The sequence below is a fragment of the Actinoplanes sp. NPDC051859 genome, assembly GCF_044452725.1.
Classification (GTDB): domain Bacteria; phylum Actinomycetota; class Actinomycetes; order Mycobacteriales; family Micromonosporaceae; genus Actinoplanes.
Genome location: NZ_JBITBX010000011.1, coordinates 101,606 through 114,604 on the forward strand (window position 1 = coordinate 101,606; position 12,999 = coordinate 114,604).

Below are 12,999 nucleotides of genomic sequence, written 5' to 3' on the forward strand. Positions count from 1 at the left end.
ACGTCAACAACGAGTGCCACCGAAAAGGACTGATGACAATGTTTGCAAAGCTGGCGGACAAGATGCTCGGTATGGCGGTTCCGCGGACGCAGGCTGCGGCCGGGTGCGCGCCGGACAACGAGTGCTGGATGTACCAGCAGCCCGGCACCTGCAAGTGCATGCGCACCTTCATGGCGCACGGCCAGTGCCGCACCGAGATCTACTTCCGGCGCGGCTGCTACTGAGTTCCGAATGACCGCAGGAGAACGGGGAGCGCCCACCGGCGCTCCCCGTTCTCCGTTTTCCTGATCAGCTCGCGCATTTCCAGTAGAGGTCGTCGATGAGGAGGACCTTGGTGGTGGAGTCACCGAAGAGGGAAACGCGGAAGTAGACGGTTTCCGGGCCGTTGTACCAGTCGGTGGTCTGGACGTCGGCCCAGTTGTTGCCGACCGTCACCTTGTTGAGGGCCAGGTAGGTCCAGGTGGTGGGGTTGATCACCTCGACATTCGCGGTGCTGGTCCGCCCCACGGTTTCCGTCCGCAAAGACAGGCGCAGGGTGCACTTGGTGCCGGTCGGCGTCGGTGGCGCCACCTTCGCGGTGCGGCCCAGTGAACCCCAGCCGGTGCTGCCCGCGGCGCTTTCTTTGAGCCAGCCGAGTTGGCGGTGCACGGGATCGGCGGTCTGTTTGATGCCGCCCGAATAGGCGCCACCCGGGGTGCTGAATTCCCAGCGCAGATGTGCGGTGTCGTAATTGAGGTCGTCGGCGCCGTAGAAGAGCAGATTCGCGTTCGCGGGCGATGCGGTGGCGACGATGGCGGTGGCTGCAGCGGCGGCGGTGAGGGCGGCCAGGATGCGCATTACCGGCTCCTAACGGGAACGTGGTGGTGGGCCGGAATCAGCATGGTCGGGTCTAGCGGTCGACCGCCGGGACTTGCCGATCTTCGTCGAGACGCATTCCGGACAGCAACGGTCGGCGTGTTTGTCGCCCGGATCGCCGGTACCTGCCGTTCTGTGCCGCGCTCAGGTGCAGGATCTCCGACACAACAGGTCACGAGGCGACTACCTGGAGGTAAACCGAGTTCTCGCACTTGTCGTGGATTCACCATCGTCCGGGAGCTCTCATGACCATCGCTGCTGCGACCATGCTCTATTCGGCCCACCCGACGCTCGCCACCAGTTACGCCGAGACCGTCCTGACCGCCAGCTCGCCGCGAACGGGGGTGCTCGAGGAGGTGCGTGCCGAGACCGCTCGGGCGCACGCGCTCGTGCTGGCCGGAAACTACCGGGAAGCCGTGTTCGTCTATCAGAACGTCCGGAACCGGATCTTCCGACTGCTGTCGCCCGGCGGCCCGCGCGGCCTTGGCGACCGGTACGCCGCACCCCACGACTTGTCGCACCTCAAGGAAATGGTCCGGGCCAGCGCGACCCTGCTCGCCGACCTCGTGCCCGGGGTGGTCGAACCGCCGGTGATCCAGGCCGGACTGGACGCCGGGTCGATCCGCGATTTCGCCGCGGGCGCCCAGGCGGTGCCGCACGCGGGCGACGACAAGGCCCGCACGTTCTCGGACGCTGCGGCGCTCGGGCAGTACGCCTTCGATAACGGCAATTACGAGCTTGCCGTCAAACACTTCAGCAACGCCGCCGAGTTGGCCGGCGATGATCGGGCCGCCCGCGCCGGGCTGCAACTCAACGCCGGTGCTGCATACGTGCAGCTCGGCAACCTGGACCGCGCCGAGCGGATGCTGGGCGTGGCGATGGAGGGCTTCCAGGGCGCCGAGGACTCGCTCGGCGCTGCGCAGGCCGCGCACAACCTCGCCATCGTCAGTGCCGCTCGCGGCGACGTGGCGAAGGCCGAGGGTGCTTTCAAACAGACCGACGAGCGGTCCCGGGTCGCCGCCGGTACGGCCGGCATTGCTCTGGACGTCGTGAAGTCCCTGGGCCGGGCCGGAAACAGCGGGCGCACCAACGGGTTGACCGCGACGCTGGAACGAGGTGCCGTAGAGATCAAGGAGCTGGACCAGAAGGCCAGCAGCAGCGGTGTGCAGCAGACCCTCGGGCAGGGCGCGCAGCTGATTCTGCGGGATCCGCTGGTCGCCACGGCCTGGTCCAGCCGCCCGCTGGACAGCACGATCGAGCAGGCCGACCGGGCCGTCACCTACAGCGCCGGTGTGGTGCTCGGCGCCGGGATCCGCACGGTCAGCTGGCAGAAGTCGCAGACGCCGGCCGTCGAGTCGCTGTTGTCGGCCGGGTACGAGGCCCGCCTCACCGCCAAGTCGCACTTCGACCTGCGGGCTTGCGTGTTCACCGCCGCCGATCTGTCGGTGCAGCTGGCGCACCTGTTCTACTACGTCATTCCGGTCGGGCTGGCCGAGGCGTACGCGGGGCAGGGCGATTGGACCGCCGCCCGGACCTGGCTCTATCGGGCCGCCGACTACCCGTACCTGAACGCCGAGTTGGAGGCGCCGGCGCTGTGGCTGCGGATTGCGCAGACGCATCTCGGTGAGGGCGACAGCCTGTACAAGTCCGACGAGTTCGCGAAGGCGCTGGCCGCGTACGGTGGCATCGTCGCGGCCGATGGCAGCAAGGGTGACGCGGCGGTGTTCTCGCACGCGGCGCTGACCGCCACCGGCGGGCGCGTGGCGACGTTGTTGGCCGACCCGGCGACGTTGCCGGACGGGCTGGATCCCGGGCTGGGCGCGGTCGTGCTGGACATCGCGGCGAAGGTGCAGCAGCTCGTCGCACATCTGGACTGGTTCGGGGTGCCGGCCGCGTTCGTGCCGCCGTTCACGTTCGACTATCTGCAGAATGCGGCCCGGTTCCTGGGGCAGCAGGCGCAGGCCGCCGAGCGGGACTTCATTCAGTTCATGGAGCGCTACGACTCCGGCAAGCTGACCCGGATGCAGCTCAACCAGGCTGCCGCCGCGTCCGCCGCCGACGAGGCGGTGGCGAAGCAGCAGGCCGTCGCCGCGCAGGCCGAGGTCACCCTGGCGAACACCGCGCAGCAGTTGGCGAACACCCGCAAGGCCAACGCGGACGCGGCCCGGTCGGCGTTCAACACCATGTCGAACGAGCAGATCCGGCTCGAAACCGAGATGGCCTGGTACAGCTCGCAGAACGACTGGGAGCTCAACAACCCGATCCCCGGCGACGGCCGGGACATCCACGAGGTGATCGCCGCCGACCGCAAGCGGCTCGGCCAGATCAGCCGCGACTACGAGCTGCTGCGCATGCAGCAGACCGCGAACGAGCTGGGCATCGCCGCGACGCAGGCCGCCAACCAGGTCGCGCTGTCGCAGGCCCGCTCGCAGGCGGCCGTGTTGTCGTCGCAGGCCGCCACGTTGCGCCGCCAGCAGGCCCAGCAGCTCGCCGCGGCGTTCGAGGCGAGCGTGCTCACGCCCGAAGTGTGGCGCGCGTTGGCCGACTTCATGCAGCAGCAGGCGCAGCGGTACCTGTACTGGGCGACGCGGATCGCGCGGATGATGGAGCGGGCGTACGAGTTCGACTTCGACGCGGTGGTGGACCGGATCCGGTCCGACTACTCGGCTGGTGTGGTGAACGGGATGCTCGGTTCCGACCAGTTGCTCGCCGACATCGACTACTTCACCTACGACCGGATCACCCGGACCACGCACAAGATGCTTCGGGCCAGCCACAGTGTGTCGCTCGCCGAGCATTACCCGTACGCGTTCGCGACCGGCTTCCGGCGCACCGGGGAGATCCAGTTCGACACGTTGTTGTCCGATCTGGAGCGCAGCTACCCGGGCTCGTACAACCACCGGGTGCAGGCGGTCGAGGTGAACCTGATCGGGCTGGTGCCGTCCGGCGGGTTGCGCGGCACGTTGACCAACAGCGGCGTCTCGCAGTACCGGTCGTTGGCCGGGGACACGAAGTGGCGGCTGCAGGACATCGACACGATGTTGCTGAGTGCGTACACGCGGAACGACGCGATGATGTTCCGTCCGCGCCCCGAGCTGCTGAGCGTGTTCGAGGGCGTCGGGATGGCGTCGGGTTGGGTGCTGCGGTTCCCGCCGGAGATCAACGACGTGGACTTCCGGTTCATCGTGGACGTGCAGGTGACGTTCCACTACGAGGCGCAGTTCGACCGGGCGCTCGCCACCGAGATCGCGGCCCGGCCGGTGCCTGCCGAAGCGCTGCGCGCGAGCACGTCGTTCAGCCTGGGCAACGACTTCCCGGACCGGTTCTATCTGTGGCAGAACGCGGGCACGGCCACCATCACCGTCGGCCCGGAGCATCTGCCGCATCAACACCTCGACCCGAAGGTGCGCGGAATCTCGCTGCAACTGCTCGGTGCGGGTTCGGTGCCGCTGACCATCACCGCACCCGGTGGGGCAACCGCCACGGTCACCCCGGACGCGACCGGCCGCGTGCCGTCCAGCGACCCCGCGCTCGCCGCATTGACCACCGGCGCGGTGGGCGGGGAGTGGGGCATCGCCACGACGGCCAACCCCGCCGACCGGGCCACCGTCGAGAACATCCTGCTGTTCATCGAGTACGACTTCACCCCGCGCGGTGTGGCGTGAACGGCGCCGGACCCGACGTGCTGGCCCTGCCGAAGGGCGGGGGTGCGGTCGGGGGGATCGGCGGCAGCTTCACGCCGGATCTGAACACCGGGGGCGGTGGCTATGCGGTGCCGCTGGACCTGCCGCACGGCGTCGACGGCCACACCCCGCAGCTGACGCTGCAATACAGCACGGCGTTCGGTCACGCTGAGTTCGGGCTGGGCTGGTCGCTCGGCACCGTACGGGTGGAGCACACCGATGGCGCCTACCGGTTGGCCGGCGCCGGCCGCCTCGTCGAGGTGCCGGGGGAGCCGGGCCGGTTCGTGCCGGAGACCGACGGCCTGGGTTGGCGCATCCACCGCGACGGCGACGGTTTCACCCTCACCGACCGCTCCGGGATTCGGCACGTCCTCGGTAGCACCGCGGCGGCCCGCATCGCCGACCCGGCCGACCCGATCCGGGTGACCGGGTGGCTGGTCGAACGGTCGATCCGCCCGTCCGGGGACGAGATCGGCTACACCTGGGACGACGGACTCCTGACGTCCGTGGCCTGGGCTGCCTACCGGTTGGACTTCGGCTACGAGACCCGACCCGATCCGGTGCTGGACGGGCGGTCCGGCTTCCTGCGGTCGCTGCTGCGGCGCTGCACGACTGTGGAACTACACGCTCCCGGCCAGACGCCGTCTCTGCTGCGGCGCTACACCTTGGATTACACGGCCGGGCAACCCACCGGGCACAGCCTGCTCGCCGGCATCACCCTGTCCGGGCACGGCCCGGCCGGCGAGGTCGAGACGTTCCCACGGCTGGCGTTCGACTACACCACCTCGGCATTCGGCCTGCGGGCCACCGGAACGGCACTTGCCGCCGCGCTGGCCCGGCCGGAGGGCACGGTCGCCGACCTCACCGGCGACGGGCTGCCGGACGCGGTGATCCTCGGCGGCGTCCCCACGGTCGCCCGCAACCGAGGCGCCCTGCAGTTCGACCCGCCGCGCCCGCTCGGCCGCGCGGGCCTGCCCGGCTTGCCCGCGGGCACCGCACTTTTCGCCGCCGACCTGACCGGCCGCGGTCGCGTCGACCTCGTCGGGGTCGGCGCGGGCCGCCGCCACCGCTACCCGGTCGACGGCGCGGGCGTGCTCGGTGCACCGGTGGTCAGCCCGTACGCCCCGACGTTCACCCCGATGGACCCGGGCGTCCGACTGCTCGACCTGGACGGCGACGGCGCCGCCGACCTGATCAGCGTGGCCGATGGGCTGCTCACCACCGCGACCAGCGACGGTGGTGGCGAGGACTGGCGGTCGGTCGGCCGTCGCGTCGTCAGCGGCTCCGACCCGCTGGCCGGGGTGGATCTGCGCAGCCCGGACATGCACGTCGCCCCGATGACAGGTGCCGGGCCGGTCGACCTGGTGGAGGTCCGCAACGGCCAGGTGCGCTACTGGCCCAACCTCGGCAACGACCGTTGGGGTGCACCCCGGACCATGGCGAACAGCCCGATTCTGCCCGCCGGTTACCGCACCGAACGGTTGTTCCTCACCGACGTGGACGGCGACGGCTGCGCCGACCTCGTGTACGTCGACACCGACGTCGTCCGCATCTGGACCAACCGCGGCGGCACCACCTTCGAGGAAGAACGGACGATCGGGCCGGTCCCGGGGCTCACCGCGGAACGGGTCGAACCCGTCGATCTGCGCGGCATCGGCTGCACCGGGCTGCTGCTCGCCACCCGGCACGGCAGCCGCCCGGCGGCCTACCACCTCGACCTGGACGCGAAGCCGTACCTGCTGCACCGGGTCGACGACGGCCTCGGCCACCAGACGGCGATCGACTACGGCACGTCGACCGAGGAGTCGCAGCGGGACGCGGCGCAGGGCCGTACGTGGACGACGTCGTTGCCGTTCCCCGTGCCGGTGGTGCGCCGGGTCGCGCAGACCGACCCGGCCGGCGCCGACCGGATCAGCCGGTTCCGCTATCACGACGGGCACTGGGATCCGGCCCTGCGCCGTTTCCTCGGCTTCGCCCGGGTGGACGAGGTCGAAGAGGGCGACGCCACGGTCGCGTCGCTGCTCAAGCGCACCGAGTTTCACCTCGGCCGTACTCCGGAACGGGTGGACCGGCCACCCACCGACGCTGAACGGTTATCCGCTCAGGTGTTACGCGGCCGGGTGATCCGCTCCGCCGGGTACGAGGCGGACGCCGACCCGGACGTGGACGACCCACTGTTCGAGGTGCGCCAAACCTGGACGGCACACCTTGCCGGCCCCACGGTGTCGCCTCGGCTCGTCGAACGCCGCGAGGACCACCTCGACGGCGCCCCCACCGCCTGGCGCAGCACGATCACGACCACGGTCGCCTGGGACGCGTACGGCAACATCACCGAACAGCAGCAACGCAACGAACTCGCCGCCGATCCCGGGGCCACGGCCGAATTGCGGACGCTGACGGCGTACGCAACAGACCCGGTGTCCTGGATTGTCGACAAGCCGGCGCGGATCACCCAGACGGACCGCGACGGGATCGTGGTCGACGCCCGGGTCCTGCGTTACGACGGCCCGGCCTTCACCGGCCTGCCCGAAGGCGTCGTCGCTGCCGGGCTGGTCACCTCGGAGGAACGGCTCGCCCTGCGCGACGACCAGGTCGCCGACATCTACGGCGGCGCGATCGACCCGGCTGCGCTGGGCTACCACCGCCGCCCCGGCGAGGACGGCTGGTGGGTGTACGCCCGCCGCTACGACCGCAGCACCGGTGGCACGCTGGTCTGCCTCGACCCGCGCGGCAACCCGGTCACCCTGCACCTCGACGCCGAGCGCCTCTTCCCGGTCCGCCGGATCGACGCGCGCGGCAACGACATCGCTGCCGAGGTGAACCGGCGCGCCCTGCGCCTCGCCACCCTCGGCGACGGCAACGGCGGGACCCGGCGCAACGAGTACGACGCGCTCGGGCGCCTGGCCGCCGAATTCCGACCCGGCGACGAACCGACCGCCCCGACCGTCACCTACCGCTACCTGCTCGGCGCCGCGGGACCCGCGGTGGAGACCGACGAGTTCCCGGCTGCCGATCGCACCGACCGGGTCACCACGCGACGGTTCCTCGACTCTGACGGGCACGACGTCGGGGTCGCCCGACTCGACGACGACGGGACGTGGGTGGTCGGCGAAGCGATCGCCCGCAACGCGCGCGGGCTGTCCGCCCGGGCCTACCTGCCGTACCGCAGCCCCGCCGGACCCGACCCGCAGCGGCCCACGCCGGCGCTACCCCACACCGCGACCAGCTACGACGCGCTCGGCCGGCCCACCCGGGTCGACCTGCCCGACGGTGGTTTCCGGCTGGGCGTACACCTGCCCGGCCGCTCCGACCTGTTCGACGAGGAGGACACCCGGGCCGGCGGCCCGCACGAGAACACCCCGACCAGCTTCCACCTGGACGCGGCCGGGCGGGTGGGCAAGGTGGTGACGCGCGCCGGAGCCATCGAGATCACCACCAGCTACATGTACGACTTGCGCGACCAGCCGACCACAATGACCGACCCGCAGGGCCGCACCTCCACCGTCCACTACGACCTCCTCGGCCACCGGATCCGGGTGGACGACCCGTCCGCCGGCACGGTCCTGTTCGTCCACGACGCGGCGGGCAACCTCATCCAACGCCGCAACGCCGCCGGCCAGCTCGCCGAACAGGACTACGACGTGCTGAACCGGGTCGTTCGCACCCGGGCCACCGGACAGCCCGACGTCCAGTACCGCTACCTCGACAGCGCCGACGTGGGCGGGGGAGGAGCACCCGGACGTCGGCTGGGCCGCCTCGCCGGCGTCGACGACGCCCGCGGATCGATCAGCTTCGACTACGACGTACGCGGCGAAGTCGACACGCGGCGGGTGGTGCTCACCAACGGCCAGGCCTTCACCGTACGGCGCCGTACCGACCGCCTCGGCCGGGTCGCCTCCATCGGCTACCCGGGCGCAGCCGGCGACGTGCCAGGCCCCGTGCTCACCTACGGGTACGACCGCCGCGGCTTCCTGCGCTCCATCTCCGGCGTCGTCGACACCATCGACTACGACCCGGCCGGCAGCCCGATCCGCACGGTGTACGCCGGCGGCGTCCGCACCCTTCGGCAATTCGACCTGCTGTCCCGGCTCGTCTCCACCGAAATCCGCGACGCCGCCGGGGCGGTCCTCCACCGGCAGGACCTCATCCGGGACCTGTCCGGCCACGTCACCGCCGCCACTGGCTGGGCGTACACCCACGACGACCTTTACCAGCTGATCCGCGCCGAACCCGCGGGCGGCACCGCGATCGACTACACCTACGACCCGGCCGGCAACATCACCTCCCGCTCCGACGTCGGCACGTTCTTCTACGGCGAAAACGGCGCACCACCGACCGCCGTCACCACCGCCGGGCCGGGCAGCTACGCCTACGACGCGTCCGGCCGGCAAACCAGCAGCCCGGCCGGAGCATTCACCTACGACGGCCGCGACCGCCTCGGCCACATCGTCAGCGCCACCACCACCGTGGCGTTGTCCTACGGGGCCTTCGACGAACAGGCCATCCGCGAAACCACCACCGGCGGCGTCACCAAACGCGTAACACTCCTCGACGACCTGGTGGAACTCCGCGACGGACAACTCGTCCTGTTCGTCACCGACGGGCGCACCCGGATCGGCCAACTCGCACCGGGCAGCCCCGTCGCCCACTGGCACACCGACCACCGCGGGTCCGTCACCCTCGTCACCACCGGCGGCGGCACCATCCTGCAACAGATCACGTACGACCCGCACGGCCGCATCCTGACCATCGGCGCGGGAGACCGCCCCCGAGCCACCTACGACGGGTACGACCTGGTCGAAGAATTCGGCCTCTACCTGTCCCCGGCCCGCCCCTACGACCCGACGCTCGGCAGATACCTGGTGCCGGACACCGTCGCGCCGGACCTTTGGCATCCGGCGGGACTCAACCGGTACGCGTACGCCGCCAACGACCCGGTCACCCTGCGCGACCCCGCCGGGCGCGCCTGGTGGCAGATCGCCCTCGCCATCCTCGCCGTGGTGGCAGTCGTGGTCCTCACCGTCGTCACGTTCGGCGTCGGCCTCATCGGCCTCGGCGCGATGATCGGCGTCTTCGCCGCCATGGCAGCCGGGGCGGTGGTCGGCGGCATCGCCGCAGCCCAAGCCGGCGGAGACATCGCCTTGGGCATCCTGCTCGGGGCGGCCCTCGCCGGGGCAGCGGCCCTCGGCGGAGCTTTGGCCGGCGCCGGCTTCGCGGCTGCCTTCGGCGCGAAAGCCCTCATCACCCACCTGCTCGCCGGTGCGGTCAGCGGCCTCCTGCTGGGCGCCGCCACCGGCTTCGCCGCCGGCTGGGCGGGCGGGCAAGGCTCAGCGGGCGACATCTGGGAACGCACCTGGCAGTCAGCCCTCGCCGGCCTCGTCACCGGCCTCGTGTTCGGCCTCGCCAGCTACGGCTTCGCCCAAGGCTGGTTCGGCACCGGCAACATCAACCCCCGCATGCCCACCGGCGCCGAATGGCAGAAAGCCGCAGCCGAAGGCGCCAAAGCCGCCGGCGAGGCCGGCAACGCGGGCGCGACTGCGGGATCGGCGGCAGCTACCGGCGCTCAGGCCGCTGCCACCAGCGCAGCCGGCGCGGCGGTGAACTTCGGCGCGTCGACCGGCTTCAACGTCCTGCAAACCTTCGTCTTCAACCCGGTGGCGATGACCCTGTTCATCGAGGCCACGGCGACCCTGTTCGCCTTCGACCTGGTGGACGACCTCATCGACGCCATCAAGAACAGCGGCGCCAAAACCTCCAAGAGCGGCACCTGGTGAATCACGGGTGCTGGGCGAGCCTTTCGCAGGCTCGCCCAGCATCCCATCCGTTCACCAACCGTCCGATGCGACGGTAGCCACCCTCGAGCCTGCGGATAGCGGAACTGCTGGTCGGATCGGCCCGGACGCCGGGAAACGGAGGACTGCCGGACCGGCCCATCGACGTGACCGGATATCGGTGCGATCATCTCGGCAACCCGGCCGCAGAGTGGTCCCCGTCACTGTGTCCGCGGTTCACGTCGCCGCGTCCATCGAAAGGGGACAGTGTGGATTCCGTGCTGTTGACCGCCGGGCTTCCGGTCGCGCTCGCCGTCATCATGTTCGGTCTGGGCCTGTCGCTCACCGTCGACGACTTCCGCCGCATCGGCAGCCAGCCCCGGCCGGTCGGGGTGGCGCTCGCCGCACAGGTGCTGGTGCTGCCGCTGATCTGTTTCGGGATCGTCGTGGCGCTCGATCTCGACCCGCTGCTGGCTGTCGGCATGATGCTGCTCGCGGCCTCACCCGGCGGCACCTCCGCGAACCTGTTCAGCCATCTCTTCCGCGGCGACGTCGCCCTGAACATCACCCTCACCGCGGTCAACTCGCTGATCGCCGTGCTCACGCTGCCGGTCCTGGTCAATCTGTCGGTGGCCTCCTTCGATCCGGCCGGGGCGGGCGACATCGGCCTGCAGTTCGCCAAGACCGTGCAGGTGTTCGCGATTGTCCTGGTGCCGGTGTCCATCGGGATGACGGTGCGTCGGTTCGCGCCCGGGTTCGCCGCCCGCGCCGACAAGCCGGTGCGGATCGCGTCCGCGGTCGCCCTGGCCGCGGTGACGATCGGGGCGCTGGCCGCGGAGCGCGAGAACATCGGCCGCTACCTCGCCGACGTCGGCCTCGCGGCCACCCTGTTCTGCGTCTGCAGCCTCGCCATCGGCTATCTCGCGCCGCGCGCGCTCGGCGTCGGCCCCCGGCAGGCCATCGCGACCGCCTTCGAGGTCGGCGTGCACAACAGCACCCTGGCCATCGCGATCGCCGTCAGCGTCCTCGGCAACGAGGAACTGGCCGTCCCGGCGGCCGTCTACGGGGTCGTCATGTTCCCCCTCGCCCTGGCCGCCGGAATGATCCTGAGCCGGCTCGACCCGGCCCGCACCCGTACCATTGCCTGACGAGTCTGAACCTTCGGTGGGCATGGCATGCCAGCGGGGTCCACGCACGACCTATGGACGGGCGATACCGGTCCGGGTCGATTTCGGGCTGGCTCATGAGACGGGGCGAGGCCAATCCCCACTCGGCTGGAGCGTTGCCTGCGATCGCGACGCTTTCGCCGCCCGATATGACGGAGCGCGCCACATCAAGGTCATCGGTCGGACCGGTACCCGACGCTGGCTCCCGGCCTCATCCGTGCCACGCTCGAAGGTCATGTCGTGATGTTCGCGATGCCTGGACTCTGCCGGGTAGTGATTCTGGTGACCGGGGTCCGGCCACGGCGGGCGAAGCCGCGAGCGGGAGGTCGGCCGCCCGGGGTGCGGGTGGTGACAGCATCCTCGCCGCTCACGGTTCCCTTCCCGAAACGCTTCACCGTGCGGCGCAAACTCGGATGCCGTGTCTCCCACGCCTCACGAACCCGGGACGGCAGGTGCAGGTCTCGCCATACCCGGCGCAGCACCGCCGGGTTGATCAGATCTGTTACCTCGCCGCAGCTGGCCGCCTCGCACAGCACCCGTTCGTAGGCGTGCCGCAGTTGAGCGGGATCTTCCAGGTCGTATTGGCGTCGACTGGCATGCCCGCAGGCCATGTGGCGCGGCACTTCCAGCACGCCGAGGCTGCCTCCGTGCAGGTCGTCGATCCGGTCAGGGACAGCTGGGGCCCGGTGTGCGGCGCTGCGATTCCGGCGTCCGTCACGGGTGGCGACGTAGGACATGCCCCTCAGGTTAGGACGCCCGGCGCCGCCTTTCCCGATCTCGCGGCCACCGGTGACGGGAGTCCGCCGGAGTGCCTGATGAGCAGGGAGTTGCTCCAATCCGCCGCACCCGAGTTGGATATGTCGGCCGTCAGAAAAAAGGGCCGCAGGTAGGGGGTCTTCTTGCGAGCAAGTCGTCGGGGCATCTCACGAGATAGCCCTCCCACGTTGCCCTGCCGTGCCGCACTGAACAATGGGCGGCGGCCCCGCCGTACAAGGAAAGGTCTTGATCATGGGTTGGAACACCTCGGTGCTCTTCCGCCGGGACGTGACGGTGGACGAGGCTGTGGACGACCTCGCCAGCACAGAGTTCAGCGGCGAACTGGTCGGAGCCGACGAGGCTACCAGCGCCCTCAAGCCCGACGCCCTCTATGCCGCCGAGTCGGATGGCTGGGTGCAGGTCTGGAACCCGATGATGGATGTGGTCATGGGCTGGGAGCCGACCGACCCGGCCGACGCTTTGGTGGTCTTCTTCAGCAGTGTTTCGAGCACATACGGCTTCACGCTGTTCACGAACGGGGAACGCACCCGGCATTGCGTCTACGCCGACGGCGTGGCCGTCGAGGACGAAGGAACGCCACTGCTGGTCGAGGCCGATATTGCCCTGCCGTCCTGGGGCCCGGACGAAGACTTCCTCTGGTCGATCATCACGGCAGTCACCGGTCTCCGGTATGACGAAGAGCTGCAGTACCGCGTCTACCCGGTGTGACGGCGTATGCGACGGGCACCGCGCCATGTCGAAGGTGTC

Annotated in this window: 7 protein-coding genes; 5 read left to right on the top strand and 2 right to left on the bottom strand. The window is 70.2% G+C overall.

Annotated features, from left to right (window positions below):
- The first annotated feature begins 32 nt into the window (after positions 1–32).
- Positions 33–224 (top strand): hypothetical protein, encoded by a 192-nt coding sequence (locus tag ACIA1L_RS25705; protein WP_396075474.1) that lies wholly within the window; start codon positions 33–35, stop codon positions 222–224.
- 64 nt (positions 225–288) lie between these two features.
- Here the strand turns inward: ACIA1L_RS25705 and ACIA1L_RS25710 are convergent, their stop codons facing one another.
- Positions 289–837, bottom strand: a complete 549-nt coding sequence (locus ACIA1L_RS25710; RefSeq protein WP_396075475.1) for a hypothetical protein — start codon at positions 835–837, stop codon at positions 289–291.
- A gap of 263 nt (positions 838–1,100) precedes the next feature.
- On the opposite strand from ACIA1L_RS25710, the gene ACIA1L_RS25715 reads away from it, so the two are divergent.
- From ACIA1L_RS25715 to ACIA1L_RS25725, 3 genes are all read left to right on the top strand, one after another.
- Positions 1,101–4,520: a hypothetical protein gene (locus ACIA1L_RS25715; RefSeq protein ID WP_396075476.1), complete on the top strand. Its 3,420-nt coding sequence runs from the start codon at positions 1,101–1,103 to the stop codon at positions 4,518–4,520.
- Complete coding sequence (locus ACIA1L_RS25720) at positions 4,517–10,312, top strand: toxin TcdB middle/N-terminal domain-containing protein (RefSeq protein WP_396075477.1); 5,796 nt, start codon at positions 4,517–4,519, stop codon at positions 10,310–10,312. Before ACIA1L_RS25715 ends, ACIA1L_RS25720 begins: the two co-directional genes overlap by 4 nt.
- A 266-nt stretch (positions 10,313–10,578) precedes the next feature.
- Entirely contained in the window at positions 10,579–11,457 is an 879-nt protein-coding gene (locus ACIA1L_RS25725; RefSeq protein WP_396075478.1) for a bile acid:sodium symporter family protein, read from the top strand.
- A gap of 251 nt (positions 11,458–11,708) precedes the next feature.
- Here ACIA1L_RS25725 and ACIA1L_RS25730 read toward each other — a convergent pair whose 3' ends face one another.
- Positions 11,709–12,212, bottom strand: coding sequence for a hypothetical protein (locus tag ACIA1L_RS25730; protein ID WP_396075479.1), 504 nt, complete (start codon positions 12,210–12,212; stop codon positions 11,709–11,711).
- 271 nt (positions 12,213–12,483) lie between these two features.
- On the opposite strand from ACIA1L_RS25730, the gene ACIA1L_RS25735 reads away from it, so the two are divergent.
- The gene (locus ACIA1L_RS25735) at positions 12,484–12,960 is read left to right on the top strand and encodes a hypothetical protein (RefSeq protein WP_396075480.1); all 477 of its coding nucleotides are present in this window, start codon (positions 12,484–12,486) and stop codon (positions 12,958–12,960) included.
- Positions 12,961–12,999 lie beyond the last annotated feature (39 nt).